Source organism: Streptacidiphilus sp. MAP12-16 (assembly GCF_041262165.1).
Taxonomy (GTDB): domain Bacteria; phylum Actinomycetota; class Actinomycetes; order Streptomycetales; family Streptomycetaceae; genus Streptacidiphilus.
The window spans coordinates 64,072-89,637 of sequence record NZ_JBGCBY010000010.1; the positions used below are offsets into that span (position 1 = coordinate 64,072).

Annotated in this window: 22 protein-coding genes; 7 read left to right on the forward strand and 15 right to left on the reverse strand. The window is 73.0% G+C overall.

All coding sequences use genetic code 11. The features are described 5' to 3' along the window. The 6 genes from ABIA33_RS15520 to ABIA33_RS15545 all read right to left on the reverse strand — a co-directional run bounded on the left by ABIA33_RS15520 (position 1) and on the right by ABIA33_RS15545 (position 6,673). Positions 1 to 1,023 (reverse strand): NUDIX domain-containing protein, encoded by a 1,023-nt coding sequence (locus ABIA33_RS15520; protein ID WP_370081725.1) that lies wholly within the window; start codon positions 1,021 to 1,023, stop codon positions 1 to 3. A 222-nt stretch (positions 1,024 to 1,245) separates the two neighbouring features. Beyond that, positions 1,246 to 2,259, reverse strand: coding sequence for an ROK family protein (locus tag ABIA33_RS15525; RefSeq protein WP_370081727.1), 1,014 nt, complete (start codon positions 2,257 to 2,259; stop codon positions 1,246 to 1,248). Between the two features lie 87 nt (positions 2,260 to 2,346). Beyond that, positions 2,347 to 3,762 (reverse strand): acyl-CoA synthetase, encoded by a 1,416-nt coding sequence (locus ABIA33_RS15530; RefSeq protein ID WP_370081729.1) that lies wholly within the window; start codon positions 3,760 to 3,762, stop codon positions 2,347 to 2,349. A 108-nt stretch (positions 3,763 to 3,870) separates the two neighbouring features. Next, complete coding sequence (locus ABIA33_RS15535) at positions 3,871 to 4,839, reverse strand: electron transfer flavoprotein subunit alpha/FixB family protein (protein WP_370081731.1); 969 nt, start codon at positions 4,837 to 4,839, stop codon at positions 3,871 to 3,873. A gap of 96 nt (positions 4,840 to 4,935) precedes the next feature. Next, a complete protein-coding gene (locus ABIA33_RS15540) occupies positions 4,936 to 5,721 on the reverse strand; it encodes an electron transfer flavoprotein subunit beta (RefSeq protein ID WP_370081733.1) in 786 nt (261 codons plus the stop codon). 535 nt (positions 5,722 to 6,256) lie between these two features. Further along, the gene (locus ABIA33_RS15545) at positions 6,257 to 6,673 is read right to left on the reverse strand and encodes a thioredoxin family protein (RefSeq protein WP_370081735.1); all 417 of its coding nucleotides are present in this window, start codon (positions 6,671 to 6,673) and stop codon (positions 6,257 to 6,259) included. Between the two features lie 247 nt (positions 6,674 to 6,920). On the opposite strand from ABIA33_RS15545, the gene ABIA33_RS15550 reads away from it, so the two are divergent. The 3 genes from ABIA33_RS15550 to ABIA33_RS15560 all read left to right on the forward strand — a co-directional run bounded on the left by ABIA33_RS15550 (position 6,921) and on the right by ABIA33_RS15560 (position 11,020). Then, entirely contained in the window at positions 6,921 to 7,361 is a 441-nt protein-coding gene (locus ABIA33_RS15550) for a DUF4395 domain-containing protein (RefSeq protein ID WP_370081737.1), read from the forward strand. Positions 7,362 to 7,582: 221 nt separating this feature from the next. Then, a complete protein-coding gene (locus tag ABIA33_RS15555) occupies positions 7,583 to 8,380 on the forward strand; it encodes a lysophospholipid acyltransferase family protein (protein ID WP_370081739.1) in 798 nt (265 codons plus the stop codon). 51 nt (positions 8,381 to 8,431) lie between these two features. Beyond that, positions 8,432 to 11,020: a flippase-like domain-containing protein gene (locus tag ABIA33_RS15560; protein WP_370081741.1), complete on the forward strand. Its 2,589-nt coding sequence runs from the start codon at positions 8,432 to 8,434 to the stop codon at positions 11,018 to 11,020. Positions 11,021 to 11,022: 2 nt separating this feature from the next. Here the strand turns inward: ABIA33_RS15560 and ABIA33_RS15565 are convergent, their stop codons facing one another. The 7 genes from ABIA33_RS15565 to ABIA33_RS15595 all read right to left on the reverse strand — a co-directional run bounded on the left by ABIA33_RS15565 (position 11,023) and on the right by ABIA33_RS15595 (position 17,535). After that, entirely contained in the window at positions 11,023 to 11,664 is a 642-nt protein-coding gene (locus ABIA33_RS15565) for an ATP/GTP-binding protein (protein WP_370081743.1), read from the reverse strand. Further along, on the reverse strand, positions 11,645 to 12,076 hold the full coding sequence (locus tag ABIA33_RS15570; RefSeq protein WP_370082052.1) for a DUF742 domain-containing protein: 432 nt from the start codon (positions 12,074 to 12,076) through the stop codon (positions 11,645 to 11,647). The genes ABIA33_RS15565 and ABIA33_RS15570 overlap by 20 nt, the downstream gene beginning before the upstream one ends. Positions 12,077 to 12,087: 11 nt before the next feature. After that, positions 12,088 to 12,519: a roadblock/LC7 domain-containing protein gene (locus tag ABIA33_RS15575; protein WP_370081745.1), complete on the reverse strand. Its 432-nt coding sequence runs from the start codon at positions 12,517 to 12,519 to the stop codon at positions 12,088 to 12,090. Further along, positions 12,491 to 15,274: a nitrate- and nitrite sensing domain-containing protein gene (locus ABIA33_RS15580; protein ID WP_370081747.1), complete on the reverse strand. Its 2,784-nt coding sequence runs from the start codon at positions 15,272 to 15,274 to the stop codon at positions 12,491 to 12,493. Before ABIA33_RS15580 ends, ABIA33_RS15575 begins: the two co-directional genes overlap by 29 nt. 69 nt (positions 15,275 to 15,343) lie before the next feature. Then, entirely contained in the window at positions 15,344 to 16,117 is a 774-nt protein-coding gene (locus tag ABIA33_RS15585; RefSeq protein WP_370082054.1) for an MHYT domain-containing protein, read from the reverse strand. A 208-nt stretch (positions 16,118 to 16,325) separates the two neighbouring features. After that, a complete protein-coding gene (locus ABIA33_RS15590) occupies positions 16,326 to 17,207 on the reverse strand; it encodes a hypothetical protein (protein WP_370081749.1) in 882 nt (293 codons plus the stop codon). Between the two features lie 37 nt (positions 17,208 to 17,244). After that, entirely contained in the window at positions 17,245 to 17,535 is a 291-nt protein-coding gene (locus ABIA33_RS15595; protein WP_370081751.1) for a YiaA/YiaB family inner membrane protein, read from the reverse strand. A gap of 251 nt (positions 17,536 to 17,786) precedes the next feature. Here ABIA33_RS15595 and ABIA33_RS15600 point away from each other — a divergent pair, with 251 nt between their 5' ends. From ABIA33_RS15600 to ABIA33_RS15610, 3 genes are read left to right on the forward strand one after another with little or no spacing between them, the layout of a single operon-like run. Continuing rightward, positions 17,787 to 18,275 carry a DUF485 domain-containing protein gene (locus ABIA33_RS15600; RefSeq protein ID WP_370081753.1) on the forward strand — a complete coding sequence of 163 codons (489 nt, stop codon included), beginning with the start codon at positions 17,787 to 17,789 and terminating at the stop codon, positions 18,273 to 18,275. After that, positions 18,272 to 19,894 carry a cation acetate symporter gene (locus ABIA33_RS15605; protein ID WP_370081755.1) on the forward strand — a complete coding sequence of 541 codons (1,623 nt, stop codon included), beginning with the start codon at positions 18,272 to 18,274 and terminating at the stop codon, positions 19,892 to 19,894. Before ABIA33_RS15600 ends, ABIA33_RS15605 begins: the two co-directional genes overlap by 4 nt. Positions 19,895 to 19,904: 10 nt before the next feature. Then, positions 19,905 to 20,699, forward strand: a complete 795-nt coding sequence (locus tag ABIA33_RS15610; protein WP_370081757.1) for a MerR family transcriptional regulator — start codon at positions 19,905 to 19,907, stop codon at positions 20,697 to 20,699. A gap of 40 nt (positions 20,700 to 20,739) precedes the next feature. On the opposite strand, the gene ABIA33_RS15615 is transcribed toward ABIA33_RS15610, so the two are convergent. Then, positions 20,740 to 22,473: an enoyl-CoA hydratase-related protein gene (locus ABIA33_RS15615; RefSeq protein WP_370081759.1), complete on the reverse strand. Its 1,734-nt coding sequence runs from the start codon at positions 22,471 to 22,473 to the stop codon at positions 20,740 to 20,742. A gap of 446 nt (positions 22,474 to 22,919) precedes the next feature. Further along, a complete protein-coding gene (locus ABIA33_RS15620; protein WP_370081761.1) occupies positions 22,920 to 23,807 on the reverse strand; it encodes a hypothetical protein in 888 nt (295 codons plus the stop codon). Between the two features lie 186 nt (positions 23,808 to 23,993). Here ABIA33_RS15620 and ABIA33_RS15625 point away from each other — a divergent pair, with 186 nt between their 5' ends. Then, a complete protein-coding gene (locus ABIA33_RS15625) occupies positions 23,994 to 25,529 on the forward strand; it encodes an MFS transporter (RefSeq protein ID WP_370081763.1) in 1,536 nt (511 codons plus the stop codon). The last annotated feature ends 37 nt before the right edge of the window (positions 25,530 to 25,566 follow it).

Below are 25,566 nucleotides of genomic sequence, written 5' to 3' on the forward strand. Positions count from 1 at the left end.
TCAGCCGTCGGCGGGACTGCCGCCCGCCTCCAGGTAGAGCGGCTGGCCCGAGGCGCGGGCGCGCAGCGAGGCGGCGAGGCGGCGGCGCTTGTTCTCCGGGAGCAGCCCGGTCCACTCCGACTCCCCGGCGAAGCACCAGGCGCGCAGCTCCGCCGCCGGGAGCGTCAGTTCCGCGCGCTGCGCCGCCGTCAGCCGGCCACCGTCGAAGACCAGTCGCATGCCGCCGGAGCGCGGCCCGCGGTGCGGCTCCCAGTCGGTGACGAGCAGTCGGAGCCCGGCCGGGTCCAGGGTCAGGCCGAGTTCCTCGGCGACCTCGCGGACGGCGGCACGCGTCGGCGCCTCGCCGTCCTCGACCACGCCGCCGGGGAACTCCCAGCCGGGCTTGTAGACCGGATCGACGAGCAGGACCCGGTCCTGCTCGTCGAAGAACAGCACCGCCGCGGCGAGGGTGTCGCGGTCGGCCACCACGTCCTGGACGATGCGGCAGCGGGCGCTACCGGAGCGGACGATCGCCTCGATCCGCTCGGCCGCCTGGCGCGGCGTCAGTTCCGCGGTGTCCACGGTGACGGCGTCGGTGGCGAGCCAGCCACGGGCCTGCTCGTAGGCGTCGACGTGGTCGAGGCGCCACTGCCGGGCCTGGCGGTCGACCTCGTCCGCTTCGATGCGCTTGCGCAGGATCGTTTCCTCAGCGTGCAGCAGCACATGGTGCACGGGGATCCGGCGTGCCGCCAGGGCGCCGAAGATCTCGTCCCGGTAGTCCTGGCGGAGCAGTGTCATCGGGGCGATCAGCGTGCCCGAGACCTGGGCCAGCAGGGCCGCCGCCGCCTCCGGTACGAGCCGGCGCCACGCCGGGAGGTCCTGGTAGTCGTGGACGGTTGCGAGTTCCTCCGGCGGGAGCTCCTGGCGAAGGTACTCCCCGACCGACTCCGGATCGAACACCGTGCTGCCGGGGATCAGCTCCAGCAGCTCCCTGACTGTGCTGGTCTTCCCGACACCGAACGCGCCGTTGACCCAGACGATCACGCTGCCCCCTGTTCGCCGACTGCTCGCAGCATCGTACGCAGAGGGGACGGGCGGGCGTCGAGGGCGCGTACCGTCGCGGCCCGTCAGCGCAGCTCAGGGCCGCCAGGGCCCGGTCCGGCCGATCTTCGCGGCTGCGGGCATCAGCGGCTCCGCCGCGGTGCGCACGCCGTCGCAGTGTCACCATGCGGCGGCGGGCGTCCGCGAAGATCGGCCGAAACAGGCCTAGTCCCAGCCGTCGAGGTGCAGTGCGGCGGCAGCCGCGGCCGCCGCGCCGACCAGGCCCGCGTCGGTGCTGAGCTCGGCCGGGCGCACTTCCAGGTGCCGGACGAAGGGCAGCGTCGCGTACCGGTCCAGCGCGGCCCGGAGCGGCGCGAACAGCACCTCGCCGGACTTGGCGACTCCGCCGCCCACGACCACGACATCGAGCTCGACCAGGGTCGCCGTCGCCGCGATGCCCGCCGCGAGGGCCTGCGCGGCGCGGGCGAAGGAGGCGAGGGCGACCGGATCGCCCTGGTGCGCGGCCTCGGCGACCGCCGCCGCCGAGGCGTCCCCGCCGGGCGGCTGCCAGCCGTCGCGCAGCGCCCGCCGGGCGATGGCCGGACCGCTGGCGAGGGTCTCCACGCAGCCCCGCGAGCCGCAGGGGCAGGGATCGCCGTCGAGGTCGACGCTGATGTGGCCGATGTGTCCCGCGTTGCCGCTGGGGCCGGGGTAGAGCGCGCCGTCCAGGACGAGGCCGCCCCCCACTCCCGTGGACACCACCATGCACAGGGCGTTGCGGAAGCCCCGGGCGGCTCCCTGCCAGTGCTCGGCGGCAGTCATCGCCGGGCCGTCACCGGTGAGCACGACCGGCAGCTCGGTACGCAGCGGTGAGTCCGGCCCCGAGCCCGGCCCCGAACCCGATTCCCGGTTCCGCCGCAGGTGCGAGCGCACGGACTCCACCAGCGGGAAGTCGCGCCAGGCGGGGATGTTGACCGGACTGACCGCTCCTCGCGGGGCGTCCACGGGACCGGCGCTCCCGATGCCCACGCAGCGCACCGCGCACCAGCCGGGGTCGGCGGCGAGCTCGTCGAGCACCTCGGTGACCGCTCGGAGCACGGCCGGCGCGCCCTCGGTCGCCGGAGTCGGACGCAGGCAGCGGGCTGTCAGCCGCCCCTTGCTGTCGACCAGCGCGCCCGCGATCTTCGTGCCGCCGATGTCGACGGAGGCCACCGGTCCGGTGGCAGCAGGACAGTCCATAGGCGGTAGTGTCGCCGGTTGTTGACAACGTTGTCCAGTTCGTGGGCTGCGGTCATCCGACGGCCGTCCCGAGCGGTGAAGCCGCCACTACGGTTCGAGGAGCTGCTTCTTGAGGACCTTGCCCATCGCGTTGCGCGGGAGCTCGTCCACCAGGACGACCCGCCGGGGCCGCTTGTGCACGGACAGACGCTCCGCGACGAACGCCGTCAGCTGACCGCCTGTCACCGGCCCCTCGGGGACGACATACGCGACGATCACCTGCCCGAGGTCGGCGTCGGGAGCGCCTACGACCGCAGCGTCCGCCACCGCGGGGTGGTCCCGCAGGGCGGCTTCGACCTCGCCCGCACCGACCCGGAAGCCGCCGCTCTTGATCAGGTCGACGGAGGCCCGGCCCACGATCCGGTGGAAGCCGTCGGGTCCGATCACCGCCACGTCGCCGGTGCGGAACCAGCCGTCCGCGGTCCAGGACTCGGCGTCGGCGTCCGGACGGCCCAGGTAGCCGTCGCACAGCATGGGGCCGAGCACCTGCAACTCGCCGACGCTCTCACCGTCCGCCGGAACCGGGTTCCCTCCGTCGCCCACGAGCCGAGTGCGGACCCCGGCCAGCGGCAGGCCCACGCTGCCGGGGCGGCGCTCGCCGTCCGCGCGGGTGCTGACGGTGATCAGCGTCTCCGTCATGCCGTAGCGCTCGACCGGCGCGTGGCCGGTGAGCGCCGCCAGCCGCTCGAACACCGGCACCGGCAGCGGGGCGCTCCCCGAGACCAGCAGCCGGGCGGCGGACAGGGCCTTGGCGCTGACCTCGTCGGCGGCCAGACGGGACCAGACCGTGGGCACACCGAAGTACAGGCTGCCGCCGGCGGCCGCGTACGCCTGCGGGGCGGGCCTCCCGGTGTGGACGAGGCGTCCGCCGATCCGCAGCGGGCCGAGGACGCCCAGGATCAGGCCGTGGACGTGGAACAGCGGCAGGCCGTGGACCAGGGTGTCGTCCGGCGTCCAGGACCACGCGTCGGCGAGGCCGTCCAGTCCGGCGGCGACCGCGCGGCGGCTGATCAGCACGCCCTTGGGCGCGCCGGTCGTTCCCGAGGTGTAGAGCACGAAGGCGGTGCCGCCGTCGGCGGCGGGTTCGTCGGGAGCCGCACCGCGCTCCGCCGGATCGACCGTCAGCAGCCGGGCCCCGTGGGCGGCGGTGTCCCGGTCCCGGGCGGCGACGGCGAGCAGCGGCGCGCCGGAGTCGCGGAGGATGTGCTCCCGCTCCTTCGGGCCGGCGTCCGGCGGCACCGGCACCACGGGCACCCCGGCGAGCAGCCCGGCGAGGGTGGCGACCACGGTCTCGACGCCGGGCCTCGTCAGCACCGCGAGCGCGGGCGCACCCGCGATCCGCGCGGCCACCGCACCGGCCGCGCCGAGCAGTTGCTCGCGCGAGAGGGCGACCCCGTCCACGGCCACCGCGTCCGCGCTGTCGCCGAAACGTCCGTCAAGCGCCGTGAGCAGCACCGTTCCCACCTCTCGTTGGTGAACCGCTGCGACCCTACCCCTGGGCCCTCCGTGGCGGAGGGCCCAGGGGCCCCGACCGTGCGGACGGTCGGGGCCCTGAGAGGTGTGCGATCGAGCTCAGCCCTTGCGGGACTTGACCTCGGCGGTGAGCTGCGGGAGGACGCTGAACAGGTCGCCGACGACGCCGAAGTCGGCCAGCTCGAAGATCGGAGCCTCGGCGTCCTTGTTGACGGCGACGATGGTCTTCGAGGTCTGCATGCCGGCCCGGTGCTGGATCGCGCCGGAGATGCCGTTGGCGATGTAGAGCTGCGGCGAGACCTGCTTGCCGGTCTGGCCGACCTGGTTGCTGTGCGGGTACCAGCCGGCGTCCACCGCGGCGCGGGACGCGCCGACGGCCGCGCCGAGCGAGTCGGCGAGCTCCTCGACCACACCGAAGCCCTCGGCCGCACCGACGCCGCGGCCGCCGGAGACCACGATCGCGGCCTCGGTCAGCTCGGGACGGCCGGTGGAGACCCGCGCGGTGCGCGAGGTGACCTTGGTGCCGCCGGCGGCGGCGCTGAAGGTCACGGCGACGGTCTCGACCGCTCCGGCGGCCGGGGCGGCCTCGGGGCCGGTCGCGTTGGGCTTGACCGTGATCACCGGCACACCGCGGGAGACCCGCGAGGTGGTGGTGAAGGAGGCGGCGAAGGCCGACTGGGTGGCGACCGGGCCGGCCTCGCCCGCGTTGACGTCCACGGCGTCGGTGATGACACCGGAGCCGAGGCGCAGCGCGAGGCGGGCGGCGATCTCCTTGCCCTCGCCGGAGGAGGTGACCAGGACGGCGGCCGGGGTCCCGGCCTTGGCGATCTGCTCCAGCGCGTCCACCTTGGGGACGACCAGATAGTCGCTGAACTCGGCGGCGTCGGCGGCGTACACCTTCGCGGCACCGTACTCGCCGAGCTTGGCGGCGATGTCGGCCACGGCGCTGCCCGCGCCGAGAACGACCGCCGAGGGCTCGCCGATGCGGCGGGCCAGCGTCAGCAGTTCGAGGGTCGGCTTGCGGACGGCACCGTCCACGTGGTCGACGAGGACGAGGACTTCACCCATTGCTCAGCTCTCCAGAGAATTCAATGTCAAGGGATGCGGTGGTGAGCGCTGGGCTCAGATGAACTTCTGCGCGGCCAGGCTGCTTCACTGGATTCATTAGATGAACTTCTGCTCCGCAAGGAAGGCCGCGAGCTGCTTGCCGCCCTCGCCCTCGTCCTTGACGATCGTGCCTGCGGTGCGGGCCGGACGGGCGGCGACGCTGTCGACGGCGGTCCAGGAGCCGCCGAGGCCGACCTCGTCCGCCTCGATGCGCAGGTCGTCCAGGTCCAGGGACTGAACGGGCTTCTTCTTGGCGGCCATGATGCCCTTGAAGGACGGGTAGCGGGCCTCGCCGGACTGGTCGGTCACGGACACCACGGCCGGCAGGCTCGCCTCGAGCAACTCGGTGGCGGTGTCGCCGTCGCGACGGCCCTTGACGGTGCCGTTCTCGACGCTGACCTCGGAGAGCAGGGTGACCTGCGGGACGCGGAGGCGCTCGGCCAGCAGCGCGGGCACGACGCCCATGGTTCCGTCGGTCGAGGCCATGCCGCAGACGACCAGGTCGAAGCCGGTCTGCTCGATCGCCTTGGCGAGGATCGCCGAGGTGCCGATGACGTCGGTCCCGTGGATGTCGTCGTCGTTGACGTGGACGGCCTTGTCGGCGCCCATGGACAGCGCCTTGCGCAGGGCGTCCTTGGCGTCGTCGGGGCCGACGGTCAGCACGGTGACCTCGGCGTCGCCCGAGGCCTCGGCGATGCGCAGCGCCTGCTCGACGCCGTACTCGTCCAGCTCCGACAGCAGCCCGTCGACGGAATCCCGGTCGGTCGTGTTGTCGTCGGCGAAGCGACGGTCACCGGTCGCATCGGGCACGTACTTCACACAGACAACGATCCTCAAGCTCACGGCCTGTCTCCTGTACTGGTCACGTCCGGCAACTGTTGCTTAGGCAAGCGAGCGGTGCTGCGCAGCGCTCGTCGACCGGAACTTCCGGAAGCATACTCACGAGTAGCTCAGCTCTTGCTACCCGCCAGTAGCTTACGCCCCGACGCCGGTCCCCTTGCCGCTCCGGCTGGTCCCCAAACACCTGGTGGCCCGCCGTTGCCCCATACTCCCCCACGCAAGGCCGTCACGCGCCACACCGCAACCTGGTGCCGCTGTGACATTGCGCCTATTGACCGTCCCACAGCCGTGACCGTCCTGCGCCATCGACGTCCTATCGCTCCCCCGTCGTAAGCATGGCCTCGCCCGGCTAAGAGGCTCCGCCAGTAGGGGGCTGGATGAAGGAGCGGGGCGAGGGCCGAGTCTGGGCGGTGCGGAGGAGGGAGTCGATGCGGAGCATCGGTCGACCGACGACAATCCGGCCGAGGGGGCACCCCCGGACGGAGTTTGGGGGAGACAGCCATCGGCACGCGACGCCAGCCCCCTACTGGCGGAGCCTCTAAGCCATGGCCTCACCCAGCGCCGCGATCACGTCCGCGCGTCGCGGCTGGCCTACCGCGCGCCGGACCAGCGCGCCGCCGGCGTCCAGCACCAGCACCGTGGGCGTGCGCAGGATGTCGAGCCGCCGCACCAGCTCCAGCTGGGACTCCGCGTCGATCTCCACATGCGCCACCCCCTCGACCATGCTCGCGACCTCGCCCAGCACCCGCTTGGTCGCCCGGCACGGCTGGCAGAAGGCGGAGGAGAACTGCACCAGCGTGGCCCGCTCCCCCAGCGGTGAACCGAGCTCCACGGCACTGAGCCGCACCCCGCCGTCGCGCCCGCGCACCCGCAACCTCCCACCTCGGCGCACCCGCAGCAGCCCGTACGCCCCCGAGAGCGCCAGCACGGCCAGGCACACCACCAGTCCAGTCATGCACCCAGCATGCCTCCTGACACCTGCTTACGGAACGGCAGCCTCCGCGTACCCCGCCACCCGCGTACGATTCGAGCATGGACTCCACCGGAGGCAGCCGGGCGACGACGCTCACCCGGCGACTGGTCATCGACCTGTGCCGCGCCGCGGTCTCGCGCTGTCGCTGAGCGCGCCCGGCGCGCACCACGCCGACGCCGACCGACCCGCCCCGTCCCCTCCGCCTCTCCTCTCGCCCGTGGAGTCCGCCATGCCCACCCCCGACCGCATCGATCCGCGCGGGGCACGCTTCGCCGCGTCCCTCACCACCGTCGTCCTCGCCGTGGTCCTGATCACCGGCAGCGGCTGGCTGCTCGCCGCCCAGGCCGTCGTCTTCGCACTCGGCGCCTTCGGCGGCCTCGGCCGCTCGCCCTACGCCTGGCTCTACCGGACCTTCGTCCGTCCCCGCCTGGGACCGCCCGCCGAACTTGAGGACGCCGCGCCGCCGCGCTTCGCCCAGGGCGTCGGACTGGCCTTCGCCCTGATCGGAGCCGTCGGCTACCTGAGCGGTGCGACCTGGCTGGGCCTGGCGGCCACCGGCTGCGCGCTCGCCGCCGCCTTCCTCAACGCGGCCTTCGGTTACTGCCTGGGCTGCGAGGCCTACCTGCTGCTCCGTCGCGGCCAGGCCCGGCTGCGGCCGGCCGGGGAGTAACGGTCGGGGAGTAGGGGAGTAACGGCCTGGGAGCCGTAACCCGGGTCCGTGTCCGGTCCGACTACGGTCGGTCCGCCTACGAAAAGTAGGATGGATCACGTCGGTGTGACTGCGATCTCGCGCGGGCTGGTGCTACCTGGAGTGACAGGGGGCCGCCGGTCGGGGACGATACATCGACATACTGTCGGACCGGGCAACTGCCCTGGGAAGTAGGACTGACCGTGGCTGATCTCGTGTACCCGCCGATCATCGGGGCCGCGCTCACCCTTTTCCGCGCCCTCGACCTGAAGATCGAGATCATCGGCGCGGAGAACGTGCCGCGCACCGGCGGTGCCGTCCTGGTCAGCAACCACGTCAGCTACCTCGACTTCATCTTCGCCGGCTGGGGCGCGCTCAAGGCCGGCAAGCGCAAGACCCGCTTCATGGCGAAGGACGAGGTCTTCCGGCACCGGGTGTCGGGGCCGCTGATGCGCGGCATGCGGCACATCCCGGTGGACCGCTCGGACGGCCAGCCCGCCTACGACCACGCGGTACGCGCCCTGAAGGCCGGCGAGGTCGTCGGCGTCTTCCCCGAGGCGACCATCAGCCGCTCGTTCGTGCTGAAGAAGTTCAAGACCGGCGCGGCCAGGATGGCCGCCGACGCCGGCGTCCCGCTGCTCCCGATGGCGGTCTGGGGCACCCAGCGGCTCTGGACCAAGGGCCGCCCCAAGACGCTGACCCGGCGTCACACCCCGATCACCATCATCATCGGCGAACCGATCCACCTCACCCCCGAGGACAGGCCGGTCATGGTGACCCGGCGGCTGCGGGCGGCGATGACCGAACTGCTGGACCGCGCCCAGACGACCTATCCGGACTCCCCCAGCGACCCCGACGACGCATGGTGGAAGCCGGCCCACCTGGGCGGCACGGCCCCGACCCTGGAGGTCGCCGAGGCCGAGGACGAGCGCGAGAATGCGGAGAAAGCCGCACGTCGCGCCGCCAAGGAGGAGGCGAAGGCGGACACGGCCCAGCGCTGAGCGGCCGACGGCGCGACCCCCTCACCCCGCACCCCGAGTAGATGCAGGACGATGCAGCAGAAGAAGCGCGGGCACGCTCCTGGCGCCGGGGGTCATGGGGAACAGACTCCCGGGGCGGTCGGCGTCCGGCCCGACGAACTGCTGCTGTCCGTCCGGGCGCGCCGCCCGGAGGCCCTGATCCGCTTCGTCCTCGGCCTGGTCCTGATCGGGCTGACGCTGCTCGTCGCCGACGCCGCCCGAAGCACCGCGGGCGGCGTGAACACCGACGCGCACCGGGGAGCCGGTCACGCTCCGCACCTGCTGCTGAGCTTGACCGGGTCCTTCTCCACGGCGGCGGTGCTGCTCGTGCCGGTGCTGTTCGCCGCGCAGCGGCTGATCCAGCACGACGGCCGGCGGGTCTCCGACGGGGTACTCGCCGCGGTGCTGGCCTTCGGGATCTCCCTGGCCGTCAACGTCTGGGTCGCCGACCTCGCCCCGCACGCCATCGTGTCCGCACTGACCCGTCCGGTGCCCGGAGGCACCGGAACCGCCGAACCGATCCTCAGCTACGCGGCCCCGGTCCTCGCCTTCATGACCGCGGCCGGGGTGGCGCAACGGCCCCGCTGGTGGGCGGCCCTCGCCCTGGTGCTGTCCCTCGACGGACTCACCGCGCTGGTCAGCGGCTACGCGGCCGGACTGTCGCTGATCCTGACGCTGCTGATCGGTTGGACCGTCGCCCACGGCACCAGCTACGCCCTGGGCTCGCCCAACGTACGCCCGACCACCGAGCGGCTGTTCACCAGCCTGCGCCAGCTCGGCTTCACACCGACGACCGCGTTCCGCGCACCGCACGCGGCAGCCCACGAACCGCGCCGCTACCTGGTGCACCAGACGGAGGAGCGCCCGGACCTGGACGTGGTCGTGCTGGACCGCGAGCTGTCGGCGTCCGGCTTCTTCCACCAGGTCTGGCGGCGCCTGCTGCTGCGCACCGCTCCCCGGCGCCGCAGCCTGCTGTCCCTGCGCGGATCGTTGAGGCAGGAGGCCCTGCTGTCCTTCGCCGCGGAGGCGGCCGGCGTCCGCACCCGGCGGCTGCTGGCCACGGCGGAACTGGGACCTGACGCGGCCGTGGCGGTCTACGAGCAGCTCGACGGACGCATCCTGGACGAGCTCGCCGACGCCGAACTGACCGACCCGCTCCTCACCGACGCCTGGCGCCAACTGAATCTGCTGCACGTCCGCCGCACGGCCCACCGCAGCGTGGGCCCGGCCTCCCTGCTCGTGGACCCGCAGAACGCCGTGTACCTGGTGAACCTGCACGACGGCGACATCGCGGCGGGCGACATCGCGCTGCGGATGGACCTCGCCCAACTGCTCACCACGCTCGCCCTGCGGGTTGGACCGGCGCGAGCCGTCGCCTCGGCCTTCGCCGTGCTCGGACCGGACCAGGTCGGCTCGGCGGTGCCCCTGCTGCAGCCGCTGGCGCTGTCCCGCAGCACCCGGGCCGCGCTCAAGCGCCACCGCCGCAGCGAACAGGAGCGGATCCGGACCCAGGACCAGTCGCACGAGCAGGAGCAGGAGCAACCGCAGGACCAGAGCCGGTTGCAGCCGCAGGACCAGGAGCCCAAGCAGGACGGGGCCGTCCCGGACCAGCTCTCCCGCCCACCGGACCTGCTCGCGCAGATCCGGGACGAGATCCTGCACCGCCGCCCCCAGGCCGTCGTCCAGGTGGTACGCCTGGAACGGGTACGCCTCCGCACGCTGGTCACCCTGCTCGGTGGCGCCACCGTCGGCTACTTCCTGCTGTTCCAGCTCCCCAGCAAGAGCGCCACCGCCCTCACCCATGCACAGGTCGGCTGGGTGGCACTCGCCGCCGCCGCCGCGGTGGCCGGGTTCGTGGCCGCCACCATGAGCTTCGTCGGCTTCGTCCCGGAGCGGCTGAACATCCGCCGGGCCGCGCTGGTGCAGGTGGCCGGCGCCTTCGTCAACCTGGTCACCCCCAGCGGGGTGGGCGGCATGGCGCTCAACACGCGCTTCCTGCAGCGCGCGGGCGTCCAGACGCGCAAGGCGGTCGCCAGCGTCGGCGTCACCCAGGCGGTCGGACTCGTGCTGCACATCCTGCTGATCCTGGTGTTCGGCTACCTGGCCAGCGCCCGGAACAGCTCGCCGCTGTCGGCCTCGCCCGTGCTGCTGGTCGGGCTCCTGGTCGCAGCGCTGCTGGTGCTCCTGGCCGGCGGCATCCCGCCGTTGCGCCGCTGGATCACCACCCGGCTGCAGCCCATGCTCACGGGTGTCGTGCCGCGGCTGCTGGACGTGCTCCAGCACCGGCGGAAGCTGGCCGTCGGGATCACCGGCCAACTGCTGGTCTCGCTGGTGTCCGCGGCCTGCCTGTACTTCTGCGCCAGGGGCTTCGGGCAGCATCCGAGCTTCGCCGCTGTCGCCGTCGCCAATCTGGTGGGCGGAACGGTGGGATCCGCCGTCCCGGTACCCGGCGGCGTGGGCGCCGTGGAATCCGCGCTGTCCGCGGCGCTGGCCGGGACCACGGGAGTGCCCCTTGCCGACGCGTTCCTTCCCGTCCTCGTCTTCCGCCTGCTGACCTTCTGGCTGCCGGTGCTCCCCGGCTGGATCGCCTTCCTGTGGCTGCAACGACGCGACGCGTTCTGACCTCAGGCGAGCAGCCTGGCCGTGTGCAGGCGGCTGGCGTGCTCGACCAGGGTGACCAGGACCTTCTTTCCTGACTCCTTGTCACGGGCGTCGCACAGCACCACGGGTGTGCCGGCGTCCAGGTCCAGTGCCAGGGACACCCTCTCCACCGCGTGGCGGCGCGACCCCTGGAAGCAGTTGACGGCAACCACGAACGGTATGGCCCGGCGCTCGAAGTAGTCCACGGAGGGGAAGCAGTCCTCCAGTCGGCGGGTGTCGGCGAGGACGACCGCGCCCAGCGCGCCGTGCGCCAGCTCGTCCCAGAGGAACCAGAAGCGGTCCTGGCCCGGGGTGCCGAAAAGGTAGAGCGACAGCCCCGCGCGGATGGTGATCCGGCCGAAGTCCATCGCCACCGTGGTCGTGGTCTTCTGCTCCACTCCCCCGGTGTCGTCCACGCCCCGGCCCGCCTCGGTGAGGCGTTCCTCGGTGCGCAGCGGCCGGATCTCGCTGACCGAGCCGACCAGGGTGGTCTTACCGACGCCGAAGCCGCCCGCCACCAGGATCTTCAGGGCGAGAGCGGGCTCCCCGTCGGGACCGGTGGCGCGGGGCACGCGGGTTCCGGGGGTGCTCGGGGCGGGTGCGTCGTCAGAGTGCTTGGAGGCCATTGATCACTTCTCGCAGGATGCGCTCGTCGGGGAGCATGGCGGGCGGTACGGGGCGGCTGACGTGGATCAGTCCGGCGTCGAGCAGGTCGCCCAGGAGGACCCGGACGACGCCGACGGGCAGATCGCAGTCGGCGGCGATCTCGGCGACGGACTGCGGGTGGTAGCGGCACAGTTCGAGGATGGTCGCGGGTTCCGGGGGCAGCCCGGGGTCGATGCCGTAGGGGCTGTCGGGACCGTACGGGGAGTCGGCTGTGATCAGGGCGATCAGGTCGAACGCCTCGCTTGCGGGCCTGGTCCGCCCCCGGGTCAGGGCGTAGAGCCGGACCAGCGGCCCCGCGTCGTCGTCGTACCAGCGTCGGTCGGGTCCGTGTTCGGAGGCCGGGTGCGGGCCGTCGGTCGGAATGTCGTCCATGGTGCTGCTGGTCACCCCGCGTTGGGGCTGTCGAGGCTGCTGACACCGGACCGGGGCGGGCTGTAGAGGTGCTCGCCGACGCGGCGGACCAGCCGGGCCATCTCGTAGGCGATCAGCCCGATGTCGGAGTCCGCGCCGCTGAACACCGCGAGGCAGGTGCCGTCCCCGGCGGCGACCACGAAGAGGAAGCCGCCGTCGAGTTCGACCATGGTCTGCCGCACCTCCCCGGCGTCGAAGTGGCGTCCGGCCCCCTTCGCCAGGCTGTGGAAGCCGGAGGCGACGGCGGCGAGATGCTCGCCGTCCTCGCGGCTCAGCTCGGCCGAAATGCCGAGGGCCAGGCCGTCCCTGGACAGCACCACGGCGTGTCTGACCTGGGCCACGCGGGAGACAAGCTCGTCCAGCAGCCAGTTCAGCTCACCGGAGTGGTTCATCGTCGCGGCCATCGGTGGCCTCCCTCTCATGCTGGATCTTCAGATGGCGTTGGGGTGGGGCGGTGTCCGCGGTCCGACCTCGGGCCCAGCCCTCCGCCAGGGCGGACATGGTGGCGCGGGCGTCCTCGGGGCTGCGGGCGGCTTGGCCGCCCCTGCCGCCAGGTCCGGCGGCGCCGCGGTTCCGCGCGGCGGCAGGGGCCGGGGCGTCGCGGAGCTGGACGGCGATGCTGGCCTGGCGAACGCGGCGGGGCAGGTCGTCGATCGGTCCCGAGGCGCCGGAGCCGGAGCCGGAGGGCCTGGCGGCGGAGGACCCGGCGGCGGAGGACCCGGCGGGGCTGGGTGGCGCGGGCGGGATCGGCACGGCAGCGGGGGGCGTCGCGGACTCCTGGCCCGGCTCGAAGGCCGCTGCCGGATCGTCAGGACGGTCGCCTCTCCCGCCGTTCCGGAACGCGGCACCGTTCCGCCCAGCGGCGGCGGACTGCTGGTCCCGGAGGGGGAAGCGGCGGGAGAGGGAGTCGGTGGACCGCGGGGGCCGGAACGGCGAGGCGCCGCGCGTACCCGCGGACTCGAACTGGGACGCGAAGTCGGGTACGGGCTGCTGCACCGCCTCGTCCAGATGCTGCTGCACAGGAGTCGGCTCGGGCGTCCGGGGCGTACTGGTTCTGCGGGCCCGGTCGTCCGGTCCCGCCCCCGCGCGTCCGGAGTCCAGCAGCGCCGTCGGGAGCAGGATCACCACCGTCGTCCCCCCGTACGGGGAGGTTCGCAACGAGACCCGGACGTTGTGCCGGCGGGCCAGCCGGCTGACCACGAAGAGCCCCAGCCGGTCGCTGTCGAACAGGTCCGCCTGCTGGGCGTCGGCGATCCTCCGGTTGGCCTCCTCGACCGCCTCCCGGCCCATGCCCAGGCCCCGGTCCTCGATCTCCAGGGCGTAGCCGGTGCCCACCTGTTCGCCGCTGACCAGCACCTTGGTGTGCGGGGGCGAGAAGCCGGTGGCGTTCTCGACCAACTCGGCGATGAGGTGGGTGAGGTCGGCCACCGCGGGGCCGACGACCGAGGCGCGCGGCAGCCGGCGCACCTCCACCCGGGAGTAGTCCTCGACCTCGGCGACGGCGGAGCGGACCACGTCGAGCAGCGGTACCGACTTGCGCCAGGCACGGCCGGGTGCCGCTCCGGAGAGGATGATCAGGCCCTCGGCGTGACGGCGCATCCGGGTGGTGAGGTGGTCCAGCCGGAACAGGTCGTCCAGCTCTGCGGGGTCCTCGGTGCGGCGCTCCATCGCGTCCAGCAGGGTCAGTTGACGGTGCACCAGCACCTGGCTGCGGCGGGCGAGGTTGACGAACACCCCGGAGACCCCGGACAGCACCTCGGCGCGTTCGACGGCGGCGTGCAGGGCGGCACGTTGCACCGTGTTCAGCGCCTCGCCGACCTGGCCGAGCTCGTCGTCCCCGGCCTCGACGACCGGCGCCTCGGCGTCCACGTCGACCTCCTCGCCCGCGCGCAGTCGCCGCATGGCGGCCGGCAGTCGTCGTCCGGCGAGGTCGAGCGCGGAGTTGCGCAGGCCGACGAGCTCCACGACCAGGCCGCGTCCGATGCGCACCGAGATCAGCAGCGAGAGCAGGACGGCGAGCAGTCCGAACAGCACGGCGGCGCCGTTCTTGGTGAACACGCCCACGCTGTAGGGGTCGGCGTTGGCGGTGGCGCCCGCCCCCGCGGCGGCCTCGACGCCCTCGAGCTGCTGCTGCAGATTCTGCGCGGTCTGGCTCCAGACCGGGTCGGCGACCTGCCGGACCGGTCCGGTCCCGGGGCCTGCGGAGCGGACTGCCGCCTCCAGGGTGCCGAGGGCGGTGGCCTGCGGCCCGTGCGCGACCTGGAGGTACGCGGCCCGGTCGACCGGACGCAGGTCGGGCGCGGCCGAGTCGGAGATGGCCTGGCGGGCGTAGAGGGCGCCGGTGAACTGCTGGTACTGCTCGGCGCTCATCCGGCCCGCGGCCTGGGCGGACTGCTCGGTGGCGTCCTCGCGGGCGAGCAGCTCCCTGGCCCGGGCGAGTTCCAGCAGGACGCGGGAGTCGGAGGCGATGGCGGTGTTCTGCACACCGGTGAGCGCCCCGTCGACCTCGAAGGAGGTCTCGACGGTGTCGCTGTACGCCTTCATGGTGTCAGACCAGCCGAGAGTGCGAGCGGTGACCTTCTGGCGCAGCGCGGGCAGGCCGTCGGCGGCGGTCATCAGCGCGTCCAGCCGGGCGGGAAGCGCCGCGGCGAGACCGGCGTTGTTGGCGGCGCCCGCGAGAATGTCGGTGTTGAGGGTGACCAGGGCGCTGTCGGTGGCGCGGCTTCGGGCGGCGAGAGCATCGGCCCGGGCGGCGCTGGGCGCGGCCGCGTACTGGGCGGCGGCGGTGCGTTCGGCCTGCAGTGCGTCCACGCCCGCGGCGACGGGCGTGAGCAGCGTGGCGTCGACCTGCTTCAGCCGGACCACGGCGTCGACGTCCTGCGCGGTGGTCACGGTCGCGAAGCCCCACAGGGCCATCAGCGAGACCACCGGCACCATCAGCAGCGACACGATGCGGGCGCGCACGGTGCGGGGGCGCAGTCGCAGGCTGAGCGGTCGCAGCGCCCGTGCGGCCTGGATCGGGGCCGGGGTCCGATCGGCTAACGGGGCCCGCCCCGGCTCGGGCTGCTGGCGCTCGTCGGCGGGTGGCCCGGCGTGGGCGGGGCGCGGGCGCGTCGGGCTGTCCGGGCCGGTGGGTGCTGCCCCACGGGGTTGGCGCATCAGTTCCTCGTTCCCTGGGTTGCGGTGGCGAGGGGCGTGCCGGACGCGCTCCCCTCGTGGGCGTCGGGTTCAGCGTGCCGGGCTGCTCCGCAGCCGCTCGGCGGTGGCTGCGGCGGCGCGCTCCCCGGCGGTGGGCGAGAGGGCGACGAAGGCCGAGGTCAGGAAGAGGTACGAGCCCAGACCGACGGCGAGCGGGAAGATGAACTGCATCACGGTCGCACCTGCCAGCGGAGTCTGGCCGGGGTGCAGCGCGATGCGAACCGCGTACATACCCGTGTAGTGCATGGAACTGACAGCCAGTCCCATGACCAGGGCCGCTCCGGCAGCGGCGACCGGGCCGCTGATGTTCAGGCCGGCCCAGAGCGCGGCGGTGGCGGCGGCCACGGCGATCAGCACGGAGACGGCGACGGTCACCGGGTCGTAGCTGACGCTCCCGTGCAGCCGCAGCGCGGCCATGCCCAGGTAGTGCATGGCCGCGACGCCGAGGCCGGTGGTGACCCCGCCGACGAGCAGGGAGCGTCCCCGGTGCTTGCCGTAGCCGACGGCGAAGGCGCCCGCGCCGACGAAGAGGATCGCGATCAGCAGGCTCAGTACGGTCAGCGGGACGTTGTACCGGATCTCCGAGCCGGTGACGGTGAAGCCGAGCATGGCGATGAAGTGCATGGTCCAGATGCCGGAGCCGATCGCGGAGGCAGCGGTGAGCAGCCAGTTCCGCTTGGAGCGGCCCTCGGCGGCGACGGCCCGCACGGTGCAGCGCAGGCCGAGGGCGGAGCCGAGGACCGCCATGGCGTAGGACAGGATCGGAGTGAGCCAGCCGTAGCCGAGCTCGGTCATCCCACCCATGCCGCCCATGGCCACCACGGCCGTGCTGTGCGCTATGGCGCTCACCATCGGATCTCCCACCACTCCCCGGCGTACGCCGACGGAGCGGGCTTGCTCCGCCAGGCGCTGGGGACGCTACCGAGCGCGTTCACTCGATTACGCGGACATCGGCGAAAGTGCGGCGACGGAGCGGGAGTTGTGCTCCACTGGCTTTGTTCCGTGTCAGCTGTTACTGCAGCACGTTGACCGCCCGCGCCACCACAAGCACCAGCGTGAGCAGGGACACCACCGACTGCATCGTCATCAGCACCTTCGCCCACCGGGACAGCGGCATGGTGTCGGTGGGGCTGAAGGCCGTGGCGTTGGTGAAGGCGACATAGAGGTAGTCCAGGTACTCCGGCTCCCAGTCGGGCCGTGCGACGCCCTGCTGCTGCATCTGCGGGAAGAGCAGGTCGGGGTAGCGATGGGTGCCGAGGGCTCGGGCCGCCGGGCCGCCGCGGTCCCACTCCCAGTACCAGAGGCTGAAGGCGATGATGTTGGTGACCCAGATGCCGCCGCCGGTCATCAGCAGCGAGACCGCGCCGAGGCCGGGGCCGCCGTGCAGCAGATCGCGCACCAGCAGCACCGCCGATGCCCCGTTGGCGGCGCTGACAGCGGCGGCCAACAACAGGCCGAGGGCACGCAGCAGTGTGGACTGACGCCCGATCCGCTGGTGCGGGTTGGCCGCCACCAGCGCAGCCATCAGGGCGACCTCCAGGGCGGGCAGCAGCCAGTGCGGGTGGATGCTGAGCCGCTCGGGCAGCGCCAACTGCACCCAGATGGCGACCAGCAGGGCGAGCGTCACGGACCAGCGGCGCTCGCCCTGGGTCTCGCGCTGCCAGGCGGGCGGCTCCAGCCGGTGGCGCAGCAGTTCGGTCCAGCGCTCGGGGAGCATGCCGGGCTCGAACACGGGCTGGGGCTCGTGCTCGCCCCCGGGCTGAGGTGCGGGCTGAGGTGCGGGCTCCGGCTGGGGCTGGGGTTGAGGCGCCGGCTGCGGCTCCGACTCGGAGTTCGGGTCGGAGTTCGGGCCGGAGTTCGGGCCGGACACGGGTGGCTGCTGGTCGTCGGTCACCCGCTCATTCTGCTGCCCGGCCGACTCCGCTCCCCGGTCAGGGTGCGTCCACCCTGAAGGGGTCGTGTTCGGCGAGCAGCTTGTCCAGGCGGGCCTGGTCGACGCGGGAGACAACCTGGTCCTCGTCCTGCCGGTCCCGGATGACCTTGGCCAGGGTGAAGGCGGAGGTGACCACGTAGAGGAGGCCGAGGGCGAGGAAGGCGCGGATCCATGCGGACGCGGAAAGGTAGGCGATCCCGAGGCCCATCGCGGCGAGGGAGACCCCGAACGAGATGATCGCCTGGGCGTAGTAGGCGGACGTGGTGTGGTGTCTGACAGGAGAGGCCATCCCCGAAGGATCCGCCTGCTCAGGCCTCCCGGCATGAGTACGGATACTCAACTCCGGGCTGCTTCCAGGCTTTTCCTCGTCGGCGCGAAGCTGTCACCCGGCTGACAGGAACTAGGCCCGGCTGTCTCCGGCTACTGAGCAGTACCGGTCGGCGCGCGCGAAAGGCGACGTGATGCTCGTCACCTGCACTAACGTCCCGATCCCGCCCACGGCCCACGAGCTGGGCCGCGGGGGGACCGGAAGGAGACCGCATGAGTACCTGGGACGAACTCTGGGATCCGACGTACGCCGCCCGGGCCAGGCAACGGCGCCCCGGGCGGCACGCCGCCCCGCCCGTCGGCGAACCGGCCCGGAGGACCGGCCCCGGTCCCGTCACCGAGGCCCGGCACACGGTCCGACGTGAGGTGCGGCGGTTGCACGGCCAGGCCCTGGTCCCGCTCTTCGGCGGCTACCTGCTGCTGCTGTTCCTGTGCTCGGCCGCCCCCGACCTGCTCGGCACCGCGGTCGTCGGCGGCGTCACCATCGGGGTGGTGCTGCTGCTGGGTCAGTTCCTGCTGGCGTTCCGGGTGATGCGGCTGTTCAGCAGGGATGCCAGGACCCGGCTCGATCCGGAGGCCGCCCGGCTGCGGTCGCTGGCGGAGACCGCCGCGGCGGAGTCGGCGACGGCCTCGGCAGAGGCAGCGACGGCGGCGTCGGCCGCGGCGTCGGCCGCCCGCCCCCGGTCGGAGGTGGGCTGGTGAGCCCCGCCGTGGGCAGCGTGCAGACCGTCGTCGTCGTCGCCTTCCTGGTCTTCGTCACCGTGTGCGTGCTGCTGTGCGCCCTGGCCGGACCCGACCGCGACGACGCCGCCGACTTCTACACCGCCAACCGCAGCCTCGGCACGTTCCGCAACGCGCTGGCCATCTCCGGCGACTACATCTCCGCCGCGACCGTGCTGTCGACCACCGGCGTGATCGCGCTGGCCGGATTCGACGGGATGATGGTGACCTGCGCGACCGCACTGGCCCTGCTGCTGGTGATGGTGCTGCTCGCCGAACCGCTGCGGAACGCGGGCCGGTTCACCCTCGGTGACGTGCTGGCCGCCCGGATGGCCACCCGTCAGGTCCGGATTGCCGCAGGCGTCGTCGCGCTCGCGGTCACCATGCCCTTCCTGGTGGTGCAGTTGTCCGGCGCCGGATCGGTGGTCGCGGTCCTGCTGGGACTCTCCGGCTACGGCGCGCGCACCGTCTGCGTGGTGCTGATCGGCGCAACGATGGTGTGCTACGCGGCGATCGGCGGCATGAAGGGCACCGGCCTGGTCCAGATCGTCAAGATGGTCATCGCCTTCGCCAGCTTCGGCGCGCTCGCGCTGCTGGTGCTGCACCGCTTCGAATGGAACCTGGGCACCCTGCTGACCGCCGCCTCCCAGGGCAGTGGCCTCGGCGACTCCTATCTGCGGCCCGGGGCCCAGTACGGGTCCGGCGCGACCGGGCGGCTGGAGTTCCTGAGCGTCCAGATCACCCTGGTGCTGGGCGCGGCCTGCCTGCCGCACATCACCATGCGCCTGCACTCCGCGCCCGACGCGCGCACCGCCCGAACGTCCATGCGCTGGGCGGTCGGCATCACCGCCGCGTTCCTGGCCACCGTCGTGGTCGCCGGGCTCGGGGCGTCGGCGCTGGTCGGCGGGGCGGTGATCCGGGACGCGGACCCGACCGGCAGGATCTCCGTGCTGCTGCTCTCGCACACGCTGGGCGGAGCGCCCGGAACGACCGGGAGCAGCGCGGTGATCGCCGTCGTCTCCTGCGCCGTGTTCGTCACCATCCTCGCCTCCGTGGCTGGGGTGACCCTGGCCGCCGCCTGCTCGCTCGCCCATGACCTGTACGCGCACGCGGCGCGCGGCGGCGGGCTGCCGGAGCAGCGCGAGGTCGCCGCGGCGCGCTGGGCGGCGGTCGGCGTGGGCGTGGTCGGGATCGTGCTCGCGGTGCTGACGGAGCGGTGGAACGTGCAGATGCTGCTGTCGCTGACGTACTCGCTGTCGGCCTCGGCGCTGTTCCCGATCCTGGTCTACAGCCTGTTCTGGCGTGGTTTCACCCAGCGCGGGCTGCTGTGGACGCTGTACGGGTCGCTCGCCTCCGTCTGCCTGCTGATGCTGTTCTCCCCGGCCGTGTCCGGCGGCCCCGGTGCGGTGTTCCCCGGCGTGGACTTCCACTGGTTCCCGCTGCGGACACCCGGGGTTGTGACGGTTCCCCTGGGGTTCCTGCTCGGCTGGTTCGGCTCCGTCCAGCGCCCCGCGCCGGAGTCGGACGTCGCCGGGTTCGAACGTCTGGAGCTGCGGGCGCTCACCGGCGTCACGGACTCCGGACCGCGGCACGGCCAGTAGGCTCGGCCAGGTGAGCGATTCCCCAGTTTCCGGGCCGTCGGCCCCACGCCGTCCCGTACGCGAGTTCCGCACCGAGGACCTCGCACGGGAGGCGGGCATCCCCGTCCGCACACTGCGCTTCTACCGGGAGCGCCGGCTGCTGCCGCCGCCCCGGCGGGAGGGGCGCATCGCGTGGTACTCGGAGGACCATCTGGCCCGGCTGCGGATCATCGCCGACCTGCTGGAACGGGGCCACACCCTGGGCGGCATCGCCGAGTTGCTCGCCGCCTGGGAGGACGGCCGCGACGTCGCCGAACTCCTGGGCCTGGAGGGCGCGATAGCGGCGCCCTGGTCCCAGGAGACGCCCGTTCCGCTGACGCTGGAGGAGCTGGACGCGGCGTACTCGGGGCAGGCCGACGCACGGGCCCTGGACGAGGCCCGCGCCCTGGGCTACGTCAGCGTCGAAGGGGACACCGTCAACCACATCAGCCGTCGGCTGCTGGACGCCTCGGCGGCACTGGTCGCCGAGGGCGTCCCGCTGGCGGCCGTGCTGGAGACCGCGCGCGGCGTGCGGGCCAGCGCCGACGCGCTCGCGGACCTCTTCGTGGACCTGGTCAACAAGCACCTGCTGGGCAGCCTGGAGTCGCGGCTGACGACGGGTGAGACGGCGCGCCTTGCGGAGACCCTGGCCCGGCTCCGCCCGGTCGCCCGGACCGTGGTGGACGTGGAGTTCGCGCTGGCGATGGACCGGCGGGTGCACGGCGAACTGGGCGACGTGCTCACCCACCTCGGAACCCGGGCGACCGCGCCGGAGGCGGACGGCTGATCCGCCGCCCCGCCGTTCGCCGACCGTCCCTGGGGTACCGCTAGGCCGCCGCCGGGATCGGGATGCGCTGGAGCCGTTCGGGGGTGGCCTCGGGGGCGCTCTTGTGCAGGAAGGCGCGGCGCAGGGCGTGGTACGGCTCGCCCGGATCGAAGAAGTTGCGGTACATGTGCGCGAGTTCCTCCGCCCGGTACCAGGCGAGGGGGCGTTCCGCCTCGGCCCGCTCGCGGGCGCCGCGCTTGTCCGCGAGCCGCTGGCGCAGCCGCGGTGCGCTGGCCAGGGCCTCGGCGAGGCCGATGACCTCCTCGGTAACGCGCTGCGGGGTGCAGTCCATGACCCGGTCGACCAGTCCCATCTCCAGCGCCCGCCAGGTGCCCAGCGGCAGCGCGTCGGTGGTCAACTGCTCGGCGGCGTCCGGGCCGACCCGCCGGGGCAGGGTGCAGGTCCAGTACTCGGAGCCGTGCAGGCCCATCAGTCGGTAGTGGGGATTGAGGACGGCCCCGTCACGGACCCAGACCTCGTCGGCGGCCAGGGCCAGCATCAGCCCGCCTGCCGCCGCGTTGCCGCCGACGGCGGCGACCGTGAGCCGGTCGTCGGTGGTCAGGATCGCCTCGACCAGGTCGTCCATGGCGTTGATGTTGGCCCAGGACTCGCGGGCCGGATCGGCGGACGCCTCGATCGCCCCGAGGTGGATGCCGTGGGAGAACACGTCGCGGTCGGCGCCGAGGACAAGCACCCGGGTGGGACGCGTCAGCGCCTGGCGGTAGGCGGCGAGCAGGTGCCTGCAGTCGCCGGTGCTCATCGCGCCGCAGGGGAAGGAGAACCGCAGCACGCCGACCGGCCCGTGCTCCTGGTAGCGCACCGTGCTCCAGGTCTGCCGCCGGTCCGGCAGCCGCAGTGGGACGCCGACCTCCGGGACGCCGTGCAGGTGTGCGGCGAGCGCGGTGGCGGCGGGCGCCTTGGCGGTGGGCGGGCCACCAGGGGTGCGCCGGGCCCGGGCGGAGGTGAGCCAGACGGCGCCGTCAGCGGTGGCGCGGCAGACCGCTCCGGCGCGGGTGGCGAGGAACACCCCGGGGCGCGAGTGGCGCGGGGCGCGGAGGCCGTCCTCGGGCCGGCCGCCGAAGAGGAAGAACTCCCGACCGTCGATCCGGTCGAGTACACCTGGGCTGGAGTCCGCGGTGCGCAGCGTGCTCGACACCATCGCGGTGGAGTCGACGGACCAGTCGATGTGCCGCAACTCCTGGCGGTAGTACGGGCGGACGGTTCCGGCCGGTGCGGGCCTCGGCTGGTAGCAGCCGGAGGCGAAGCGGTCCACCGCGCGCAGCACGGCGCGTGACGCGGCATCGGCGAGCTCGTTGCGGTAGAGGTCGCTCTTGGCGACACCGCCGGGGAGGTCGGGGATGTCGAAGGGCTCGGCCGCCCAGATGTCGCCGGCGTCCATCTCGGCGACGGCCTGCAGCACGGTGACGCCCCAGCGGCGCAGTCCGGCGCTGAGGGCCCAGTCGAGCGAGGAGGGGCCCCGGTCCCCGGGCGGGCCCGGATGCACGATGAGGCAGGTGCGCGAGGACCAGACGTCCTCGGGGACGGCGCTGGTGAGCATGGGCGCGACGATCAGCTCCGGGTCGTGGCGGCGGACCGCGGACCGCAGTTCCTCCTCGCCCCGGACGCCACCGCCCAGGGCCAGAGCGACCGCGATGTCATGGCCGCGCCGCGAGAGTTCGAGGGTGATCCGCTGGGTGAGACTGTTGAAGGCGCTGGCGAAGACGAGTACGCGCATGGTGGCCTCCGGCAGAACGGACGAACGGGGGTGGGGTGGGGACGGAGGTGCGGTACACGGGTGGTTGCCGTGCATATGCCGCCGTCTTTACCCTGGGAGCAAGGTCACCACTCTCGGCGAACGCCCGGTGACGTTCCGGAGCGGCTGCTCGCTGCATTCTGTTCACGCATCGTGAAGGAATGCGCCTCCCCACGCCGTCCTCGCGCCCCATCCACCCCACCGGCCGACATGGTGCGCCCCGCGCTCACCCTGGGTGACGAGGGTGCGCCCCGGGCCGCTGCTACCACTCGCGCTTCCGCACGCCCCTTGACGCCGGTTCAGCGTGCCAATCCCTGGCCCGGCGCCCCTGGCACCCGGGCACCGGAAGGCTCCCGTCCGCCAGGAGGCCGCAGGGCGAAGGCGTTCGCGTGGCCGGACGCCTCGTCAGGAAGTGGCCGGACGCCTCGTCAGGAAACCGGTGCCGTCCGATCGTCGAGCGGGAACTCGCCGATCGGGACGCGCAGCCCCACCGCCTCGGCGACGCGCGCGCTCAGCGGCGCGGTGAGCTCGTGCAGGCGGCGGCTGCGTTCGAGCCCGAGCGCCCGCCAGGGGGCGGCGGCGAGCGTGTCGGTGGCGTCCTCGACCCCGTCGCGGAGCGCCTGCCCCGCGGGGGTCAGCTCCCCGTCAGCCGTGAGCAGCCCGCGCTCGGCCAGCCGGGCGATGCCGGCCGCCCATGCCGCGTCGTCCCAGCCGCGGCGCGGTTGCAGGCTGCGGCGGCGCTCAGCGCCGGTGCCGACAATACTGACCAGGGCCTCGACTGCGTCGAGCCCGGCGTCCAGCAGAGCGGCGTTGTGGCCGTCGCCGCGCCACTCGCGCAGCGTGGTGGCGGCCTGCCAGAGCGCCAGGTGCGGCTCCTCGGGTATCGGCAGAGCCGAGTTGGCCGCGCCCAGCGGCCGCCCGGCGGCCGTGCACGCCGCTGCGGCCTCGACCGCCAACCCGGCGGCCTCGACGAGCTGCGGCGAGGCGAGCACCTCCGCGCCGAGCGCCTCGCGCAGCCCGGCGTCGACGGCCTCGAGCCTGGTCGTGAGGATCTTCTCCGGCGTGGCCGCCGCCCACACGAAGGGGAGCTCGGTGCCGACGAGGTCGGGATCGAAGTGGTAGTAGATCGCGTCGACCACCGACGGAGGCACCGCGCCGAGCGGGGCCGTGCGCCCGGCGAAGTAGGGGCCCCAGGCGCGGTCGAGGCCGACGGCCCGGAAGGCGTCGAGCGCGGCGGGGGCGAAGACGACCGCCAGGTGGTACGGCTCCAACACGTCGCGCATGGCACGGGCGAGGCGCAGGTCGAACGGACGCATGGTGACTCCGGAACGGGGAGGGGTGGCGGGTGCGTACGGCGGCAGCCTAGGCCAGCAGGCGCAAAAAAGCTTCTGCTGGTGAACCTTTTAACTTGACTACCTAAACCTTCTGCCGTTACGGTCCTCTTATTGCTTGATGACCTAAAGCATCTAGCGCATGAAACTTCCGAAGGACCGCTGACCGACATGAGCAACGCCCTGCCCCTGCCCGCCGCGTCCGCGCGGCGCGGCAGCACCCCCCTGATCTTCGCCCTCGGTCTCTCCGCCATGGTCGTCGCCATGGCACAGACCCAGGTCGTGCCGATCCTGTCGCTGCTCGGCAACGACCTGCACGCCAGCGCGGCGGGCGTGAGCTGGGTCACCACCGCCACCCTGCTGTCCGCCGCCGTCTTCACCCCGCTGCTGGGCCGCGTCGGCGACCAGTACGGCAAGAAGCGCACCCTGCTGGCCGTGCTCGTGGTGATGATCGTCGGCTCCGTCCTCGCCGCGACCACCACCTCCCTCGGCCTGCTGATCGTCGGCCGGGTGCTCCAGGGCTCCGCCACCGCGATCTTCCCGCTCGCGCTCTCGGTGATCCGCGACGAGGTGCCCCGGGAGAAGCTGCACGGCGCGATGGCGATGGTCAGCAGCACTCTGGCCTTCGGCAGCGGCCTCTCGCTGGTGGTCACCGGACTGCTGACGCAGGGCCACCACCCGAACTACCACTACGTCTTCTGGTTCTCCACCGCCGTGTCGGTGCTGGCCCTGCTCGCCGTGGCCTTCGTGGTCCCGGACGGCGGCCACCGCAGCGGCGGACGGATCGACTTCCTCGGCGCGACCACCCTCGCCGTCTTCCTGGTCCTGCTGCTGCTCGGCATCTCCCAGGGTCACACCTGGGGCTGGTCCTCCGGACGGATCATCAGCTGCTTCGCCGGGGCCGTGGTGATGGCCGCGGTGTGGGTCCTGGTCGAGCTGAAGGTCAGCAGCCCGCTGGTCGACATGCGGATGTTTGTCCACCGCCAGGTGGCCTTTACCAACATCGCCGGACTGTTCGTCGGCTTCGCCTCCTTCGCCCAGTTCATCGGCATCTCCTACCTGGTCCAGATGCCGCAGCGGCTGGCCGGCTACGGCTTCACCGCCTCGGTGCTGCGCGCCTCGGTCGAGTACCTGCTGCCCAGCGCGCTGATCTCGCTGGTCGCCGCGCCCGTCGGCGGCATCCTGGTCCGCCGCATCGGCGCCCGCTACACCCTGGCCATGGGTTCACTGATCGGCGTCGCCGGCTTCGCCTGGCTGGCCTGGGGCCATGGCAGCACCCCCAACGTGATCATCGCCGGAATGCTCGCCGGTATCGCCATCGCCTTCGGCTACGCCTCGATGCCCGCCCTGATCGCGGCGAGCGTCCCGGTGGAGCAGACCGGCATCGCCAACGGCATCAACTCGATCTCCCGCTCGGTCGGCAGCTCCATCGCCTCCGCCGTGGTGACCTCGCTGCTGGCCTCCAAGCTGATCACCGGCCTGCCGGCCGGGATCCCGCCGCTGCCCGCCGAGAGCCAGTTCACGATGAGCTTCACCATCGCGGCCGGCGCCCTGCTGCTGACCATCGCCGTCGCGCTGTTCGGCCTGACCCGGCACCACCGCCCGCTGATCGCCACCGTCGCCGCGTCGGCGCTGGCGGAGGTCAAGGCCGAGGCGACCGCCGAAGCCGAGGCGGACGCCGCGGTCCAGGTCGACGCCAAGCTCTGACCGCTGCTGACCGTCTCCGCCCCGAACGGGCCCTGCG